General features: G+C 59.8%; 18 protein-coding genes. 13 read left to right on the top strand and 5 right to left on the bottom strand.

Translation table 11 applies throughout. From position 1 onward, the window contains the following. Nucleotides 1–49: 49 nt before the first annotated feature. The 7 genes from GVK32_RS25870 (at nucleotide 50) to GVK32_RS25840 (ending at nucleotide 6,697) form a co-directional block, all read left to right on the top strand. The gene (locus GVK32_RS25870) at nucleotides 50–1,156 is read left to right on the top strand and encodes a DUF4056 domain-containing protein (RefSeq protein WP_159873501.1); all 1,107 of its coding nucleotides are present in this window, start codon (nucleotides 50–52) and stop codon (nucleotides 1,154–1,156) included. 318 nt (nucleotides 1,157–1,474) lie between these two features. Then, entirely contained in the window at nucleotides 1,475–2,713 is a 1,239-nt protein-coding gene (locus tag GVK32_RS25865) for a sensor domain-containing diguanylate cyclase (RefSeq protein ID WP_159873483.1), read from the top strand. A 110-nt stretch (nucleotides 2,714–2,823) separates the two neighbouring features. Next, a complete protein-coding gene (locus GVK32_RS25860; protein ID WP_159873481.1) occupies nucleotides 2,824–3,780 on the top strand; it encodes a hypothetical protein in 957 nt (318 codons plus the stop codon). 139 nt (nucleotides 3,781–3,919) lie between these two features. Further along, the gene (locus GVK32_RS25855; protein ID WP_159873479.1) at nucleotides 3,920–4,354 is read left to right on the top strand and encodes a hypothetical protein; all 435 of its coding nucleotides are present in this window, start codon (nucleotides 3,920–3,922) and stop codon (nucleotides 4,352–4,354) included. Nucleotides 4,355–4,359: 5 nt separating this feature from the next. After that, a complete protein-coding gene (locus GVK32_RS25850) occupies nucleotides 4,360–4,920 on the top strand; it encodes an RNA polymerase sigma factor (protein ID WP_159873499.1) in 561 nt (186 codons plus the stop codon). A 185-nt stretch (nucleotides 4,921–5,105) separates the two neighbouring features. Further along, on the top strand, nucleotides 5,106–5,378 hold the full coding sequence (gene hipB, locus GVK32_RS25845) for a type II toxin-antitoxin system antitoxin HipB (protein WP_045855339.1): 273 nt from the start codon (nucleotides 5,106–5,108) through the stop codon (nucleotides 5,376–5,378). Further along, nucleotides 5,378–6,697: a type II toxin-antitoxin system HipA family toxin gene (locus GVK32_RS25840; protein ID WP_159873477.1), complete on the top strand. Its 1,320-nt coding sequence runs from the start codon at nucleotides 5,378–5,380 to the stop codon at nucleotides 6,695–6,697. Before hipB ends, GVK32_RS25840 begins: the two co-directional genes overlap by 1 nt. On the opposite strand, the gene GVK32_RS25835 is transcribed toward GVK32_RS25840, so the two are convergent. The 5 genes from GVK32_RS25835 to GVK32_RS25815 all read right to left on the bottom strand — a co-directional run bounded on the left by GVK32_RS25835 (nucleotide 6,694) and on the right by GVK32_RS25815 (nucleotide 11,210). Continuing rightward, nucleotides 6,694–7,323 (bottom strand): NrsF family protein, encoded by a 630-nt coding sequence (locus tag GVK32_RS25835; protein WP_159873475.1) that lies wholly within the window; start codon nucleotides 7,321–7,323, stop codon nucleotides 6,694–6,696. The genes GVK32_RS25840 and GVK32_RS25835 overlap by 4 nt on opposite strands. Further along, nucleotides 7,310–7,864 carry a sigma-70 family RNA polymerase sigma factor gene (locus GVK32_RS25830; protein WP_159873473.1) on the bottom strand — a complete coding sequence of 185 codons (555 nt, stop codon included), beginning with the start codon at nucleotides 7,862–7,864 and terminating at the stop codon, nucleotides 7,310–7,312. The genes GVK32_RS25835 and GVK32_RS25830 overlap by 14 nt, the downstream gene beginning before the upstream one ends. Nucleotides 7,865–7,878: 14 nt before the next feature. After that, nucleotides 7,879–9,111, bottom strand: a complete 1,233-nt coding sequence (locus GVK32_RS25825; RefSeq protein ID WP_159873471.1) for a protein-disulfide reductase DsbD — start codon at nucleotides 9,109–9,111, stop codon at nucleotides 7,879–7,881. A 15-nt stretch (nucleotides 9,112–9,126) separates the two neighbouring features. Further along, nucleotides 9,127–9,699 carry a peroxiredoxin gene (locus GVK32_RS25820; RefSeq protein WP_132510399.1) on the bottom strand — a complete coding sequence of 191 codons (573 nt, stop codon included), beginning with the start codon at nucleotides 9,697–9,699 and terminating at the stop codon, nucleotides 9,127–9,129. 188 nt (nucleotides 9,700–9,887) lie between these two features. After that, nucleotides 9,888–11,210: a glycoside hydrolase family 10 protein gene (locus tag GVK32_RS25815; RefSeq protein WP_159873469.1), complete on the bottom strand. Its 1,323-nt coding sequence runs from the start codon at nucleotides 11,208–11,210 to the stop codon at nucleotides 9,888–9,890. 653 nt (nucleotides 11,211–11,863) lie between these two features. Between GVK32_RS25815 and GVK32_RS25810 the strand changes: the two genes are divergently transcribed. From GVK32_RS25810 to GVK32_RS25785, 6 genes are all read left to right on the top strand, one after another. Next, complete coding sequence (locus GVK32_RS25810) at nucleotides 11,864–12,922, top strand: branched-chain amino acid ABC transporter substrate-binding protein (RefSeq protein WP_200842943.1); 1,059 nt, start codon at nucleotides 11,864–11,866, stop codon at nucleotides 12,920–12,922. Between the two features lie 106 nt (nucleotides 12,923–13,028). Continuing rightward, complete coding sequence (locus GVK32_RS25805) at nucleotides 13,029–13,943, top strand: branched-chain amino acid ABC transporter permease (RefSeq protein ID WP_041145492.1); 915 nt, start codon at nucleotides 13,029–13,031, stop codon at nucleotides 13,941–13,943. 10 nt (nucleotides 13,944–13,953) lie between these two features. After that, complete coding sequence (gene livM / locus GVK32_RS25800; protein ID WP_159873465.1) at nucleotides 13,954–15,240, top strand: high-affinity branched-chain amino acid ABC transporter permease LivM; 1,287 nt, start codon at nucleotides 13,954–13,956, stop codon at nucleotides 15,238–15,240. Beyond that, a complete protein-coding gene (locus tag GVK32_RS25795) occupies nucleotides 15,237–16,112 on the top strand; it encodes an ABC transporter ATP-binding protein (RefSeq protein ID WP_045855347.1) in 876 nt (291 codons plus the stop codon). Before livM ends, GVK32_RS25795 begins: the two co-directional genes overlap by 4 nt. Beyond that, nucleotides 16,109–16,825 carry an ABC transporter ATP-binding protein gene (locus GVK32_RS25790; protein ID WP_159873463.1) on the top strand — a complete coding sequence of 239 codons (717 nt, stop codon included), beginning with the start codon at nucleotides 16,109–16,111 and terminating at the stop codon, nucleotides 16,823–16,825. Before GVK32_RS25795 ends, GVK32_RS25790 begins: the two co-directional genes overlap by 4 nt. 172 nt (nucleotides 16,826–16,997) lie before the next feature. Next, complete coding sequence (locus GVK32_RS25785) at nucleotides 16,998–18,281, top strand: citrate synthase (protein ID WP_159873461.1); 1,284 nt, start codon at nucleotides 16,998–17,000, stop codon at nucleotides 18,279–18,281. Nucleotides 18,282–18,315: the final 34 nt, after the last annotated feature.

Here is an 18,315-nt window from a genome sequence, read left to right as displayed (position 1 = left end):
CAACCTGCCGCTTGCCGCGAGCGTGCTTTATGTTCTGGAGACGATGTTAATGCGTAATGGCTGGTTGTTTTTGCTGGTGGCGGCGTTCTCCGTGTGCGCGAAGGATCCTTTGCTGCCGACCATCACCCATCCTCGGGTGACGCAGGTGGCGGGCCAGTTGGCGCCGCCGGAGTCTCTGCGGCCCTGCTGCGCGTTTGGCTACGACCTGCAGGTCAGGGCCATTGGCGTGCCAATCCCGGTTTATCAGATAGGCAACGTGCTGACCCTCGATACCCTCGGTGAGCATCACTACAACGATAGCGCGCTGGGCGCCGTGAAAAACCTGGTGGGCCTGAGTGAGGAAAAAAACGGGCTGATCTATACCCGCCGCGGCGGCTTTATTGATATCGCCCACGTTCGCGATACCGCCGACAACACCTTCTATCTCTACAGCCGGATCTACCCTAACCTCGGGCAGTCCGGGCGCATTTTCTATAGCGAGGAGCTTGGCGTCAGGCGCGTGCAGCTCAACGCGTTTATGCCGCCGGCGTCAGTTTCCGCGCGGGTCACGATCGCCGCCTGGCTGGCGGGACATCTGGCGTATGAAATTGCCCAGTGGCATGAGATAGCCCAGTGGTACGGCTTCCAGTCGGTGCCTGGCTTTTCGGAAGAGATCTCCGCATTTTCACCGGAAGATCTCTACTCCAATCTTCTCGGGGCGCGGCTGGCGATCGACGTCATTTTGCAGGGGCACGCCGGGTCGGTTGACGACTACAACCGGGCGATGACCGACGCGCTGAAAAAGGTGCTGGTCAAGCTGATGGTCGCGCCGAGGAGCGAAACGGAGAAGATGTTCCGTCAGCTCGACGGTGACTGGTGGAACAGCCATCGCCGGGTGCCGGATAAGTTTCTGGTGTTAAAACGTAACTACGATCTGCGCGCCAATCGCCTGCCCACGCCGGTGCCTTTCGAGCGCGCCGAGCCCTATCGGCTCACGATGCCGGAGAAGGTGGCCGGGTTTGCGCTTGCCGACCTCGGACAGCTGCAGATCCACCCCGGGCATGATATGCAGTCGCTGCCGGTTCCGCAGAGCTTCTATACGCCGGAGCAGTTTCAGGGGCTGGCGGAAAGCGCCGCACAGGCGGATAAAACCCAGCTTGAGCGCATAGAAAAATAGGCGCCGGCGAGAGAAAATACCTGCGGGAAGAGGGCCTGCGACCGGCATAGCGCGGACGAAAAAGAAACTACCAACTCTGCTAGTTTATTCAATCCATTTGAAATGGATTGAATAATAGCTACCGGTGCCGCTCAGGCACGCTGAATAGCGTTTTTTGCCAGCTCAGACACCGTTTGCTATTAAAAATGCGGCTATAATTGGCGCTTCTGCGTCATCTCGTTGAACTCTCTGAATAATTTGCTTTATTTTCGCCAGCAGGCGATGAATGCTCATGTGACTGGATTACAGATAGACGATGTATAGAGGGTGGAGGGCGGCATGCTATTAAAAGAATTAATTATTTTCGACCTGTTAGCCACCCCCGTCTGGGTGGTTCATCCTTTCAAAGAGCGCATCCTCTACAGCAACCAGGCCTCCAGAACCCTCAGCGGCGATATGTCGCTGGATGAGATGCGCAAAGGGACATTCTCCACCTGCCCGGAAGTGAGCCTGCAGAATTATCTCTATTACTTCAAAAATATTGCCGAGATTTTTGAAGTCTGGACAATTAACTCTCTCGACGGCCAGACCTCGATTTATTGTAAAACCACGCTGATTAAATCAGAAGAGTATGACACCCTGATTCTATTCGAGGCGGTAAAACTGCTTGAGAAAAATGAATCTATCAATACCGCCTCCGGGCATTATCAGCGGCGCAGAAACGGTTTTTTCTCGCGCTTTTTTATGACCAACTCTGCGCCCATGCTATTAATCGATCCTCACCGCGATGGCAGAATTATTGACGCGAATATTGCCGCGCTGCGCTTTTATAATTACACCGCGGATGAGATGCGGGCGAAGCATACCTGGCAGATTAATACCCTTGGCCGGGACGTTCTGCCGATCATGCGCAACGTCGCAAGCCTGCCCGGCGGCCATAAGCCACTCAATTTCACCCATATTCTCGCCGATGGCTCCATTCGCCACGTTCAAACCTACGCCGGTCCGGTGGTGCTCTACAATATTCGCCTGATGCTCTGCATCGTGCACGACGTGACCGAAGAGGTGCATTTAAGAAGAGAGCTCGAGTTTTCCGCCTCGCACGATCCGCTCACCGGTCTGCTTAACCGGCGCGAATTTTATCGCATCGTCGATTCCGCCTCGTTGAAACCCGCCGGCTTTTGCTTGCTGCTGGTTGATGTCGATAACTTTAAGGCCATTAACGATAGCTACGGTCATCAGAAAGGCGATGAGGTTTTACTGACTATTTCGCGGATCCTTGAATCGACGGCGACGCATCAGGACAAAATATATCGCTGGGGCGGCGAGGAGTTTCTGCTATTTCTGCCGGAGCGGTCCATTGAGATGGCGCTGCAGATGGCGGAGAGCATCCGCCTCGCGGTCAGCGGCTATCAGTTGGCGGATCAACCCGGCCCGGTGACCGTCAGCATTGGCGTCGCCGACCGTCAGGATGACGAAGAGATCGACCAGCTGTTCAATCGCGTCGATAAGGCGCTGTATGCGGCGAAGAAAGAGGGACGAAACCAGGTGCGGCTGTATCTGGTTGAAAAATATTGAGGCGTGGCGCAATGCCGCCCGGTGGCGCCGGAGTGCCGCTATACTGGATAGCAAACGGGCCCGTTGGGTCAGGCTAATCGCTAATCGGCGGACGAGGTGACCACTAAGCTATGAGCGTTTCCTTACTCCGCACCTTCTCCACGCTGACTGCCGCTCTGGCGCTGGCCTCATTCTCTGCCTTCGCCGTCGACGGCGGCCATTTAAAGCAGCGGGCGAACGCGGTATTGATGCTGATGAGCTATACCGTCGTCCCCGACGTTACCGCCAGCGATCTTAATATCGGCTCCGGCACCAACGAGAAGAACAAGCTGTCGATTACCCAGTTCGGCGGCGGCGCGACGATGAGTGAAAGCGTCCCGATTTACCTTGAGGGCACGATGGGCTACAGCCGCTACGATCCGCAGTTTGTGCTCAGCGACGGCAGCGACAGTCGAAAAATACCGACCCGCTGGAACAGCCTCACCGCCACCGGCGGCGTCGGCTGGGATTTCCGGCTCTATAAAGACCGGTGGGGCGGCAGCCTGGTGCTGCGGCCCATCGTTAACGTGATGCTGGGCACGATGGCCAGCGACGTGCGTATCGGCAGCTGGGCGATTGAGCGGCGCAGGGACGCCGATTTTCAATTCCTCGACGGCGGCAGGCTCAACGCCTACGGCCTGGGCGGGTCGCTGATGCTGGACTACGAGCTGTTTTCTCCCGCCCAGGATATTGATATCGAACTTCGCTACTCGGCCATGAGCCTGCAGACTTTCGGCAATACGTCCGAGGCGGTCAGCGGTCAGGCCAGCGCCGAAAACCTCGGACTCTACGTTCGCCGCCGGGCACCCATCGCCGACTGGACGCTGCTGAAAAGCCCGGTGCGCTACGTTCTCGAAGGAGCCCATACGGAGTATCTGGGCGATCAGCGCGGGCAGCTGGGCTTCAACGGCCTCAGCTCGCTGGGGATCGGCCTGGAGCTGGATAGCAGTAAGTATGACTTTTTTATCAGCCGCACCCGCCTCGTGGCGCGCTATATGTTTGGTGAGAATACCCAGGGCTACGGCGTTGGCCTGGCGATGAGCTTTTAGCGCGCGCAACTTCGCTGCCCAAAATTCAGCGCATGAATATATTTAGCCGCTTTTTTAAAATTGTTAGCAATATTTCTCCGGCTCATTCGTCTACCTCATCAGCAGTCTTTATTCACGACAATCATGAGGTAGCAACAGGATGAGAAATTTTGATATGCATGACAACCGCCGTCACTACGGCTTTGGCCACCCTCGGATGGGCAAAGCGCTGATCGTTGGCGTGGCGATCGTCGCGCTACTTGGGCTGGTGGTGATGTCGCTGTGGAACGCGCTGCTGCCGGCGATTATTGGCGTTAAAAGCATCGGCTTCTGGCAGGCCTTAGGTCTGCTGGCGCTGTCGAGGATCCTCTTCGGCGGCCTTGGCTTCCGCCCGGGAATGTTCGGCATGGGACGCGAGCGTCGGCGCATGCATGAACGCTGGATGCGGATGAATCCCGAGCAGCGCGAAGAGTTTATGCAGCGCTTTGGTCACCGCGACCGCCGCGACCATCGCGGGCACTGCAGCTGGCGCGATCGCCGCAATGAGCCCGCGCAGCCGGCAGACGATGCGTCTAAAACGACGCCGACCGAGTGAGCGAAATGAAAGGCGCAGCGGCGGGGGAGTCACTGCTTGTTTCGGCGCTCAACGCCTGCCGATCCCGGCTGAAGGCCTTTATTCGCGGCCGCACGTCGGTACGCGACGAGGCTGACGATATTCTGCAGGAAGTGACCTGGCAGTTGATGAAGGTCGAGCAGCCGGTGGAGAACGTTGCCGCCTGGCTGTTCCGCGCCGCGCGCAACGAAATGACCGACCGGGCGCGCAAAAAGCGCGAGCTGCCGCTGGCGGACTACTTCACCGGGGATGAGGAGGACGAGTTCCCGGAAGATGAGCTGGCGGAGACCCTGTTCGGGGTGCCGCAAACGCCGGAGGACGAGTACCTGAAGGAGCTGCTGTGGGAGGAGCTGAACCAGGCGCTAGCCGAACTGCCCGCCGCCCAGCGGGAGGTCTTTGAAAAGACCGAGCTGCTGGGCTACAGCTACAAAGAGCTGGCCGCAGAGTGCGGGGCCAGCGAGCAGGCCCTGCTATCGCGCAAGCATAAAGCCGTACTCTACCTGCGTACGCGCCTGCGCCTCCTCTATGATGAGCTGATGAGCGGGTAGATCCTGGCCCGATCGCGGCGATCGGGCCGCACTCATTATCCTTAACAGGGGATATTTGACGTCTTATCCCCACCAAAGGATATCAACGCATTTATCCCCTCACGGGGATATCTCAGCTAAAAGTTGACATTATCCTCACAAGGGTATAAATAGAGTCTTATCCCCACAAGAGGATAGATAAGACCATGATAACGCCTCCGACGATCTACAGCCCGGCCCAGCTGGCAAACCATATCAAGCTGGTGCGGCAAAAAAACCAATGGACGCAAAGCGATCTGGCTCGCCGGATAGGCATTAAGCAGGCGACGATCTCGAACTTCGAAAACCATCCGGACAAAACCACTCTCACCACGCTGTTTAAGATTTTACAATCTCTTGAAATGACCATGGTGGTGTGCGAAAAGGGCGCGACGTCGGGTCCTGAGCAACAGGATAGCCAACGGGATCTGGAGTGGTAATGGCGACGCTCGTTACGTGGATGAACAATGAACGCGTCGGGGAGCTGGTCAAGCTGGCCAACGGCGCGCATCAGTTCCGTTATGAACCACGCTGGCTGCAAAACCCGCGCGCCCGCCCGCTCTCCCTGTCGCTGCCGCTGCAGTTCGGCAACATCACCTCGGATGCGGTGTTTAACTACTTCGACAACCTGCTGCCCGACAGTCCGCTGGTGCGTGACCGCATTGTTAAGCGCTATCAGGCCCGCTCGAAGCAGCCCTTCGACCTGCTGGCCGAGGTGGGACGCGACAGCGTCGGGGCGGTCACTCTTCTGCCCGAGGGCGCCGCTCCGGCGACCGGCGCCCTGACCTGGGAAGCGCTCGACGACGCCAGGCTGGACGCGCTGCTGACGGCCTACCGCGCGGATATTCCGCTGGGCATGATTAACGGCCAGGAGGAGTTCAGAATATCGGTCGCCGGCGCCCAGGAGAAAACGGCGCTGCTGAAGATGGACGGCCGCTGGTGCATACCGACGGCGACAACGCCGACGACGCATATTATTAAACTGCCGATCGGCGAGATAAGGCAGCCGGACGCGGTGCTGGATCTCAGCGAAAGCGTCGATAACGAATATCTCTGTCTGGCCCTGGCGCGGGCGCTGGGTTTTGCCGTGCCGGATGCGGAAATTATGACCACCCGCAGCATCCGGGCGCTGGCCGTTGAGCGCTTTGACCGCCGCTGGGCGCAGGAAAACACGCGGCTGCTGCGCTTGCCGCAGGAGGATCTGTGCCAGGCGTTCGGCATTCCTTCCTCGATGAAATACGAGTCGGACGGCGGGCCGGGGATCGCCAGCATCATGGCATTTCTGCTCGGCTCCAGCGAGGCGCTGAAGGATCGCGACGATTTTATGAAGTTCATCGTTTTTCAATGGCTGATCGGCGCCACCGACGGTCATGCGAAGAATTTTTCCATTTTCCTGCAGCCCGGCGGCAGCTACCGCCTGACGCCGTTCTACGACATTATCTCGGCGTTTCCGCTTCTCGGCGGCGCGGGTTTGCATATCAGTGACCTTAAGCTGTCGATGAGCCTGAAAGCGTCGAAAGGGCGGAAAACGGAGATTCAGACTATCTATCCGCGTCATTTCCTCGCCACGGCAAAAGAGGTGGGATTTGCGCAGCAGCAGATGCTGGAGATCCTGCGCTATTTTGCCGATAACCTGCCGCGGGTGGTCGATGCGGTCAGCGCGTCGCTGCCGGAAGATTTTTCCCCGACGGTTTACCAGGCCATTACCACCCACACACTCAGAAACCATGCCCGCCTGCAGAGCGGGTTATCGGGTTAGCGTACGCTAACCCAACGCCTGCCGACAACCACCGTCAGCGCGACGATGGTGACGATCGCCGCCAGGTGCAGCGCAAAATCGAGCAGGTGCAGATGCACCGGATGGCAAAACGCCAGCAGGCTCACCGCCAGGCTGGCAACGCCGAGCCCGGCCATCGCCAGGCTGCGCGCCGGATAGAGCGCCCGGGTGCGCCGCAGGCTGGCGATCGTCAGCACCATCATCGGCGTACTGACGACCAGCAGAAAGGTAAAGCAGCTGACGCTATCGTCATCGTGAAGCGGCGGCGCGTCGCCGGGAATACTGCTGATGCTCAGGCCGAGCCACATCAGGCCGATGGGCAACAGCGCCTTCCAGCTGATGCTCCGGCGCCCGGCAATGCTCATGGTAAAGGCGCGGCGAATGGTTAACGTTCCGAGCAGAAATGCCAGCACCAGCTGCACCACCGCCAGCCGCGCGCCGGGCTGCGACCAGTCGGTGAGGCCGCGCGGTACCAGTAAACTGGCGGCACAGGCGCACGGCAGGGCCACCGCCAGCCAGCCGGCGACGCGCCAGCCGGTCGGCCACGGACGTTTTACCGGGCGCATTTCGCGGCCGAGTTTTTCAATAAGCAGATTATGTTCGGTCATGGTGGGCTCCAAATCGGCGCAGGTTTTTCAACGCCCGATGCAGCAGCGATTTCACCGCCGCCACGCTGAGATTGTTATGGGTGGCCGCTTCCGCCAGGCTCATTTCGCGCAGATGAACGTGCTCGACAATTTCACGCTGGCGCAGGGGAAGCTGACGCAGGTAGCCTGCCAGCTCCTCCCGGCTGTCCTGGCGCGGCGGGTCGGCTGCCGCCGCCTCGGGCAGCGCCTCGTCAGAAATTTCCCAGTGCTGATAGCGCCCGCGCCGCCGCAGCGCGTCCACGGTGCGGGCCGAGATAATCGCCAGCAGCCAGGGCAGAAAGGGAAAGGCCGGATCGTAGGTGTGACGCACCCGATGCACGCTGAGCAGCACATCCTGGATAACGTCTTCCATCAGCGCCTCGTCGGCGATCCGTTTGCGCACCTGTGAGCGGATCGTCGGTACCAGCGCCTTGAGCAGCCGGGTGTAGGCGAGCCTGTCGCCCGCCTGCGCCTGCTCCATTAGCGCGGGCCAGCTTTCGCGCGCGCTATCGTTTGTTTGCATAGTCCGCCTTGTTATTACGTTTTTTTGCCGGCGGCCTGGGTCAGGGCATTGACCACAATCCCCGGCGTCAGCACCTGCGGCAGGACCTTCGGTGGCCCGCCGTCGGCCGGATAAACCACGTACAGCGGCAGTCCGCCCTGGCCGAACTGGTTGAGCGCATCGTCGACGTCCGGATTAAATTTCGTCGAGTCCGCCACCATATAGAGGGTATCGGTTTTTACCAGCGCCTCTTTCACCGCCTGGGTGGAGAGCGACGTTTTTTCATTCACCTGGCAGGTAATACACCAGGAGGCGGTAAAGTTGACAAAGATAGCCTTGCCGTGACCGCGCTGGGCGGCGACGGTTTGCGGCGTCCAGCGCTGGGACGACACCTCCGCCGTCTGCCCGAGCTCCGACGAGGAGGCGGCGGGTTTAACCAGCCCCGGCAGCGGCGCAAGAACCGCCACAACCAGCGCGGCGGTTAGCGCAAACAGGACCCGGTGCCCCTTGCCCTGGAATGCGCGACGCTGCGCAATACCGTACAGCCAGGCGGCGAAGCTGAGCACCACCGAGGCGGCAAGTAGGGCGGCCAGCGCCGCGCTTCCGGCCTGCTGCGCCAGAACCCACACCAGCCAGGCCCAGGCGCCAAACATCGGAAAGGCGAGCGCGCGTTTCAGGATATCCATCCACGGGCCGGGGCGTGGCAATATTCTGGCCAGCGCCGGAAAGAGCGATACCAGGGTAAAGGGCGCGGCGAAGCCGAACGCCAGCGCGAGGAAGATGGTTAACGACACCGCCGGCGGCTGGACCAGGGCGTAGCCAATCGCGCTGGCCATAAAGGGCGCGGCGCAGGGGGTGGCGACGACGATCGCCAGCGCGCCGGTGAGCGCCGAGCGGATAAACGCGCCGCGGCCGATATCCAGCCCGCCGACGCGCTGCGCCATCAGCCCGACCTCAAAGACGCCAAGCAGGTTAAGGGCCGCGCCGAGGATCGTCAGGGAGAGCAGCGCGATCACCAGCGGCGACTGCAGCTGGAAGCCCCAGCCGACCGCGGTGCCGCCGGCGCGCACCGCCAGCAGAATGCCCGCCAGCGCCATCATGGTAATAACGACGCCGAGCAAAAACGCCAGACCTTCGCGGCGGGCGCTGGCGGCGTTATCGGCGTGACGTAGCAGCCCCAGCGCCTTCAGGGAGATCACCGGAAAAACGCAGGGCATAAAGTTGAGAATGATGCCGCCAATAAAGGCGGCCAGCATCGCGGTTAACATCGCTGGCCTCTTTACTTAATGGGTTTGCGGATGAGAGGCGTCGTACTGCTTCACGGCAGCGAGCGTCTTCTCGATATGTGCATCCGGGTTTCTATCAGTGTAACTCAGCAGGATGTTGCCATCCGGCGCAATCACGTACGAGGTGCGATCGGAGAGCGTTTTACCTTTCATCTCCATCAGCGTCTGGTACTGCGCGGCGACCTTAGCACCCGGGTCCGCCGCGACGGCGAACTTATCCCGGCACTCCAGTTTGGAGAAGTCGCTGACCTGGTCGGTATTGCCCGCGGTCACGCCAACCACGGTGGCCCCCATTTTAGTGAAGCTGTCGGTGGCTTCAGCAAAGTCATGGGCTTCAATGGTGCAGCCGGCGCTAAAGGCCGCCGGGAAGAAATAGAGCACCACCGGCCCTTTTTGCAGCGCCTGCTGCAGGGAGAAGGTCATCGGCTTACCGGCGAGCGCGCCCTGCAGCTTAAAATCCGGGGCTTTCGCGCCGACGGGCAGCGCCGCGCTGGCGCTGAACGCGGTGGCGGAGAGACCCAGGACGGCGGTCACGGTCAGGGTACGGATGAGGGTTTTGATGCGTGTCATTATCTGCTCCTGCGATTTTGGGGAGTGCCGGTTTGGCAAACTCATTCATCTCAGCTATTCAGTTCGCCGCAGCGAGGGGAAAAGTTGCGCGCAGGTGAAAAAAAAGTGCACCCGGCTCATCGCGCGACGCCCGGGGCCGAGGAAGTAGAGAGGAAGCGCCTGCGAACGGGTTCCGCAGGCGGCAGAGGTTAATTTCCCCAGCGGCTCTGCAGATAGTTGACGGCCTGGCGGGTCTGGGGCTGGTTGAGATTGTTCTCGCGGAACAGAATGGTGCCCTGGATTTCGGGGATCGCATCGTTGAGGTCGAGCTGCTTTTTCAGCTCCGGTACGCCGCCGTTAACCATCCAGTCGGGTTCATTTTTTGACGGCTCACCGACTTTGTAGAGCGCCACGCCAATATAGAGCCGGGTATGGGTTGGCTTGACGACCTCCGCCCACCATTTCGCGAGTACGTCGTAGCGGGCGGCGTCGCGCGCAAACGGCCAGTAGAGCTGAGGCGCGATGTAGTCGAGCAGCCCCTGCTGTACCCAGCGACGGGTATCGGCGTAGGACTCATCGTAAGCCGCCGCGCCGCGGGTGTCTGAGCCGGCGGGATCGTGGGAAAGATTGCGCCACACGCCGGCCGGGCTGACGCCAAACTCCACGTTGGGGTTAATCTGCTTGATGGTGCGCGACACCTGCTCAATCAGCTGCTGGGTATTGTGCCGGCGCCAGTCCGCCTTGCTGGTAAATCCCTGACCATACTGCCGGAAGGTTTGATTATCGTTAAGGGCCGAGCCCGCCGTTTCGGTATAGAAATAGTCGTCAAACTGTACCCCGTCGACCGGGTAGTGCTTGACGACTTCGGCGACGATACGGGTTATCCAGTCGCGAGCCTGCGGAATGCCCGGGTCGAGAACAAAGCGGTCGCTGGCGGTACGGATCCAGTCGCGGTGCAGCACAAAGACGCTGGCCGGGCTTTGCGACTGTGTACGGTTTAGCTCAGCGACGGTTTTCGGGCGGGTGTTCACCGACACGCGGTAGGGGTTAAACCAGGCGTGAACCCGCATCCCGCGCTTATGCGCCTCATCGAGCATAAACTGCAGCGGATCGTAGCCCGGGTCTTCGCCAATGGCGCCGGTCAGCATATCTGACCAGGGTAAAATCTTTGATGACCACAGCGCGGTGCCGTCGGGTTTGACCTGGAAGAACACGGTGTTAATCCCGAGGCGCTGCAGATTATCGAGCTTGGCAATCAGCGCCACCTTCTGCTGGCTAATCCGGCTCTCCGGGCTGCTGGCAATGATCGAGCCCACCGGTGGCCAGTCGAGGCGCGAGACCGTCGTCAGCCAGACGCCGCGTACCGGCTCGTGCGTTTTTGGCAGCGCCGCCTGTTTAACCGCCGGCGGCAGCGGTGTGACCAGCGAACGGGGCGGCTGGCGGCTGCAGCTGGCGAGGATAAAGGCGGTCGCCACCACCGCGGCGGATGCGGCCAGGGTAGCGATAAAAAAGCGACGAGAGCGGATAATCATAGACGTGGGCTTATTCTGTGAGTCGCGTAAAAGAAGCATTTTCGTATTATGCGTTGTTAAGTCAATCCTTTATATGGGGAATTAACCGGGCCCGGCGTCGGCTTTCGCTTTTTAGGTATGCGCTAAATCGGCTGCGGTTTTGGCACGCATAATCTATTTTTTGCATTACGTAGTGAAACCGCGGGGCGAAACGATCGCTCTTGCTATCTTGTTCACAATATTGCAACAAAATTTTTCACGCCCATGATCGTTTTCGCACTTTTGCACCAGCCCGGTGCGCAACGCTTGCCAGGAACAACTATGTTTAGCTCGCGGGTCGGAACGGATGCCGCAGTCCTCAATTCGCCACGTGATGGCAACCTATCTCCTGACTTGTCCTGAAATGCACGTTGGTCGGTGGCGGTGACCGCGGCTGTTACGCGTTGCTCTCATCTATTAGTAAGCGATCTGTCATGTCATTTCTTCCTGGCGGGGTTTTTGCTTCTTCCACCTTTAGCCGCTGCAGCTGGATAACGGCCTTCGGCAAACAAAACGGTAAGTGATATTTTCCGCGTCATTTAATGGCGCCAGGTTATAAATCGCTGAGGAATATCTGAATGTCTCTGAAACTTAAAAAGTTGACTCTTCATTTTGCGATTGCAGGTTGTATGAGCGTGGCATTTTACGCACAGGCGGATGTGAAGATTGGCGTTGCCGGGCCGTTCACCGGACCCAATGCCTCCTATGGCGCCCAGTACTGGAAAGGGGCGTCGCAGGCGGTAGCAGACATTAACGCGGCGGGAGGAATCAAGGGCGAAAAAATTGTGCTGGTGCAGGGGGATGATGCCTGTGAACCGAAGCAGGCCGTCGCGGTAGCCAACCGCCTGGTTGATGAGTCGGGGGTTTCCGCGGTTGTCGGACACTTCTGCTCATCATCGACGATGCCGGCATCCGAAGTGTACGACGAGGCGGGGATCCTGACGATTACGCCGGGGTCGACTAATCCGCTGATCACCGAGCGCGGGATGAAGGATATGTTCCGCATGTGCGGGCGTGACGACCAGCAGGGAGCGATTGCCGCGGACTATATGCTTGACGTGCTGAAGGCGAAGAAAATTGCCGTCATTCACGACAAGGATACCTACGGTCAGGGGCTCGCCGACGCCACCCGCGCGTCGCTGGCAAAACGCGGCACCAAGGAGGTGCTGTACGAAGGGCTGTCGCGGGGTGAGAAGGACTTCAACGCCCTGGTGACCAAAATTGGCGCACTGAAGCCTGACGTGGTCTATTTCGGCGGCTGTCATCCAGAAGCCGGTCCGCTGGTGCGGCAGATGCGGGAGCAGGGGCTGCAGGCTAAGTTCTTCTCCGGCGACTGTGTCGTCACCGAGGAGCTGGTGACCACCGCCGGCGGCCCGCAGTTTACCAACGGCGTGCTGATGACGTTTGGTAAAGATCCGCGCACCATTCCTGAGGGCAAAACGGTGATTGAGAAGTTCCGCGCCAGCGGTTTCGAACCGGAAGGCTATACCCTTTACGCCTACGCCTCGATCCAGGCTATCGCTGCGGCCTATAACGCGGTGGGTGCCGACAACACCAAGGCCAGCGAGTGGCTGAAAAGCCATAGCGTTGACACGGTGATGGGCAAAAAGGCCTGGGACGGTAAAGGCGATCTGAAGGTGTCGGATTATGTGGTCTACGCGTGGGATGACAAGGGCAAGTATCACCAGCTTTAGCCGTTTGCTGAACTCTTTGTCCCTGTAAAAAGGGCGTCGTACTACTGAAGGCAGCGCACGGCGGGAGCCTGCCGGTCGCTGCCTGCTTACTGGCAGGATGGTTTCTATGGAAGCGTTTTTTCTGCAACAACTGATTAATGGGCTGACGCTGGGAGCCGTTTACGGATTAATTGCCATCGGCTACACCATGGTTTACGGCATTATCGGGATGATTAACTTCGCGCACGGCGAAGTCTATATGGTTTCCGCCTACCTTTGCGCCATCGGCCTGGCGCTGCTCTCGTGGTTCGGCATTCACTCCTTTCCGCTGCTGATCTTCGGCACCCTGGTGTTCACCATCGTGGTGACCGGCGTCTACGGCTGGACGATCGAGCGTATCGCCTATCGCCCGCTACGCAACTCCACCCGCCTGGCGCCGCTCATCTCGGCAATCGGCATGTCGCTTATCCTGCAGAACTATGTGCAAATCAGCCAGGGGCCGAACCAGCAGGGGATCCCGACCCTGCTGACGGGGGTGCTGCGCTTCGAGGTTGGCGACGGCGTGGTGCAAATTACGTGGACCAAAATATTTATTCTCGTTGCCGCGCTGGCGGGGATGCTGATCCTCTCGTGGGTCATTAACCATACCCGGCTGGGGCGCGTCTGCCGCGCTACGCAGCAGGATCGGCGCATGGCCGCGATCCTCGGCATTAATACCGACCGGGTTATCTCGCTGGTCTTTATGATCGGCGCCGCGATGGCCGGGCTGGCCGGGGTGCTGGTGACGATGAATTACGGCACCTTCGATTTTTATATCGGCTTCATTATTGGTATTAAGGCCTTTACCGCCGCGGTGCTGGGCGGGATTGGCTCCCTACCGGGCGCGATGCTCGGCGGCCTGCTGCTGGGGGTGGCTGAGGCCCAGTTTGCCGGGATGGTGAACTCTGATTACAAAGACGTGTTTTCCTTCGCTCTGCTGGTGGCAATTTTGATTTTTCGCCCTCAGGGGCTGCTGGGTCGTCCGATGGTCGCAAAGGTTTAAGGGGTAAAACATGGGTGAGGTATCGCGCAGGCAAGGGCTTGATATTAAAAAAAGCCTGATTGATAGCGTGCTGGCGGGGTTGTGTGCGCTGATAGTGTTTGGACCGATCGTCGGCATTGTGCTGAAAGGCTACAGTTTTGAACTCTCCACCCAGCGGGTGGCGGTCATCGTCGCGGTGGTGATGGTGGGGAGGCTGCTGCTGAGCCTGCTGCTGCAAAGCCGCGGCGGACGCAAATTTATCGCCCGTTTTGAAGGGGCCGATGACGGCGTGTACGTTCGTCCGGTCGGCTATCGCTCGCGGCTGCGCTGGATTGTGCCGCTACTGCTGCTGGCGGCGCTCATCTTTCCGGCTATCGCCACCAAGTATCTGCTGACGGTGGCCATTCTCGGGCTGATTTACGTGCTGCTCGGGCTCGGGCTGAATATCGTGGTGGGCCTCGCCGGGCTGCTTGATTTGGGCTACGTGGCGTTCTATGCGATTGGCGCCTATGGCCTGGCGCTGGGCTACCAGTATCTGGGGCTCGGATTCTGGGCGATGCTGCCGCTGGGGGCGATCATGGCGGCGCTGGCGGGGGCGCTGCTCGGCTTTCCGGTACTGCGCATGCACGGGGACTATCTGGCGATCGTCACCCTCGGATTCGGCGAAATTATTCGCCTGGTGCTGAACAACTGGGTCAGCTTTACCGGCGGGCCGAACGGCATTTCCGTGCCGGCACCGACGCTGTTCGGTCTGGAGTTCGGGCGCCGTGCGAAGGACGGCGGGGTGCCAATCCATGAGTTTCTCCACGTTAGCTACAACCCCAACCTCAAGTTTATCTTTATCTATGGCGTGCTGTGCCTGGTGGTGGTGGTGGTGCTGCTTATCAAACATCGCCTAACGCGGATGCCTATCGGCCGCGCGTGGGAAGCGTTGCGTGAGGACGAAATTGCCTGCCGCGCGATGGGACTCAACCACGTGCTGGTGAAGCTCTCGGCCTTTATGCTCGGCGCGTCTACCGCCGGTATCGCCGGGGTCTTTTTTGCCACCTACCAGGGGTTTGTTAACCCGACGTCGTTCACCTTTTTTGAATCCGCGCTGATTCTGGCCATTGTGGTTCTGGGCGGTATGGGATCGACGCTGGGCGTGGTACTGGCGGCCTTTGTGCTGACCGTCGCCCCCGAGCTGCTGCGCGGCTTCGATGAGTATCGCGTCCTGCTGTTTGGCGTGCTGATGGTACTGATGATGATCTGGCGGCCGCGCGGGCTGGTGCGCACCAGCCGCACGGGGGTTTCCGTGCGCAAGGGAGTGGCACCATGAGCGACAGCATTCTGCGGGTAGAGCATCTGATGATGCATTTTGGCGGCATCAAGGCGCTTAACGACGTCAACCTCGACGTGGAAAGGGGGTCGATAACCGCGCTGATCGGCCCGAACGGCGCGGGGAAAACCACGGTATTCAACTGCCTGACCGGGTTTTATCGCGCCACGGGCGGGGCGATTGTGCTCAACGCCCACGCCGCGATGACCGACGTGATTCAGGTCCTCGGGCAAAAAATACGTCCCGATGATTTTCTGCACCCGGCGCGTTTGGGGTCCAGGATCTACTACAAGATGTTCGGCGGCACGCATCTGGTGAACCGGGCCGGACTGGCGCGGACCTTCCAGAATATCCGCCTGTTTCGCGAGATGTCGGTTATCGAAAATCTGCTGGTGGCCCAGCATATGCAGGTAAACCGCAACCTGGTGGCCGGCATCCTCAACACCCGCGGCTATCGTCGGGCCGAAAATCAGGCCCTCGACCGCGCCTTCTACTGGCTGGAGGTGGTGGATCTGGTGGACTGCGCCAACCGGCTGGCCGGCACACTCTCCTACGGCCAGCAGCGGCGGCTGGAGATTGCCCGGGCCATGTGCACCGGCCCGGAGATGATCTGCCTGGATGAGCCCGCTGCGGGGCTGAACCCCGCGGAGACGCACGCCCTGAGCCGAATTATCCGCTTCCTGCGCCAGCATCACGGCATCACCGTGTTGCTGATCGAGCATGATATGGGGATGGTGATGGAGATCTCCGATCATATTATCGTCCTCGACCGCGGGGACGTAATTGCCCGCGGCGCCCCGCAGGAGATCCAGTCGAATATCAGCGTTATCGCCGCTTATCTTGGCGCGGATGAAGAGGAGATTGCGGTATGAGTCAGCCGATGCTTGAGTTTCGCCAGGTGGACGTCTTTTACGGTCAGATTCAGGCGCTGAACCAGGTCTCGCTGGCGGTCAATGAGGGAGAGACGGTAGCGCTGATCGGCGCCAACGGCGCCGGTAAATCCACGCTGCTGATGTCCATTTTTGGTCAGCCGCGCATTGCCGAGGGGCAGATCCTCTATCGCGGGGAGGATATCAGCCGCAAATCCACCCATTTTATCGCCGGCAACGGCATCGCGCAGGCGCCGGAGGGGCGGCGGATTTTTGCGGATATGACGGTCGAAGAGAACCTGCTGATGGGGACCATCCCGATTGGCAGCCGCTATCAGGAAGAGGATAAGCGCCGCATGTATCAGCTGTTTCCCCGGCTTGAAGAAAGGCGGACGCAGCGGGCGATGACGCTTTCCGGCGGCGAGCAGCAGATGCTGGCGATTGCCCGGGCGCTGATGAGCCGGCCGAAGCTGCTGCTGCTCGACGAGCCGAGCCTCGGCCTGGCGCCGCTGGTGGTGAAGCAAATCTTTCAGATCCTGCGCGAGCTGACGGCACAGGGCATGACGATCTTTCTGGTGGAGCAAAACGCCCACCACGCGCTGAAGCTTTCTGACCGGGCGTACGTGATGGTCAACGGCCAGATCCGACTCAGCGGCACGGGGAGGGAGCTGCTCGACAATCCGGAGGTCAGGAACGCCTATCTGGGGATGGTTTGACCGGTGACGCTGTCATGGATCCGCAACGGTGATGAATTGATGGCGGCAATAATTGTCCCTTTTAGCTATTCAAATCAAAGAATAGCGGCCCCGCTGCGGCTATGTTGAGAGCTGCGCCTGAAGAATCGATTCAGGTTTATGACTCGTTTTTGTACAGGGGGAACTTTACAGGATGGCAACTCAACCGCTAACGCTTTCTTTCGCTGGGCAACAGCCTATTCCCCTGGAGACGGTTTCCGGGACGCTGGGCCGCGTGGGGATTGATATCCGCGCGCTCAATCAGTCGGAGCTCTGCAGCTTCGACCCAGGTTTTACCAATACCGCCGGCTGCCGGTCGGCTATCTCCTATATTGATACTGATAACAGCACGCTGCTGCACCGCGGCTATCCGGTAGATCAGCTGGCGCGGGAGTGCGAGTTCCTCGAGGTGGCGTATATCATGCTGCGGGGCGAGGCGCCGGATGAAGCCAGCTATCAGGCTTTCCGCAATACGATCACCCGCCACACGCTGGTGCATGAACAGATGTCGCGGATGTGCAGCGGCTTTCGTCGCGACTCCCATCCGATGGCCCTGATGTGCGCGATGGTCGGGGCACTGGCGGCGTTTTACCATGACGTGCTGGACGTAGAAAACCCTGAACACCGCGCCCTGGCGGCCACGCGTCTGCTGTCAAAAATGCCGACGTTGGCCGCTATGAGCTATAAATACGCCATCGAACAGCCCGCGCCCTATCCGCGCAACGATCTCTCCTATGCGGGGAATTTCCTGCATATGCTGTTTGCGGTTCCGGCGGAGAAATACGTGGTGAATCCGGTCATTGAGGAGGCGATGAACCAGATTCTGGTGCTGCATGCCGATCACGGCCAGTGCGCCTCCACCACTACGGTGCGGGCCGCCGGCTCCTCGGGGGCGAACCTGTTTGCCTGCGTGGCGGCGGGACTGGCCTCCCTCTGGGGGCCGATGCACGGCGGGGCTAACGAAGCCAGCATGCGGATGCTGGAAGAGATTGAAACCGTGGATCAGGTGCCCGTGTTTCTGAGTAAGGCGAAGCGCGACCCGCAGGCCTTCCGTCGCCTCGGCTTCGGTAACTCGCGCTACCGTCACCTGGACCCGCGCGCCGCGATCCTGCGCGATACCTGTCACCGGGTGCTTGCCGAGCTGGGAATGTCGGATCGGCTGCTGCAGGTGGCGATGGCCCTTGAAGAGGTGGCGCTGACCGACCCTTATTTTGTTGAAAACGGCCTGTCGCCCAGCGTTGATTTCTATACGGCGGTGATCCTGAAGGCGATGAAGCTACCTTCATCAATGTTTGTGGTGGTGACCGCCGTTGGCCGCACGTTGGGCTGGGTGGCCCACTGGAATGAGATGCACGAAGCGCCGCTGAATATCTATCGCCCGCGGCAGATCTACACCGGCGAAGCCCCGCGAGATTACGTATCCCGCCGCGAGGCATAATCCCAGGCCGCCTCCTGAGCGGGGCGGCGTCCGT

Source organism: Klebsiella sp. 18074, assembly GCF_902705905.1.
Lineage (GTDB): Bacteria > Pseudomonadota > Gammaproteobacteria > Enterobacterales > Enterobacteriaceae > Klebsiella > Klebsiella terrigena.
The sequence above is the reverse complement of the archived record's forward strand: the minus strand, read 5'-3'. Positions and strand labels throughout refer to the sequence as shown.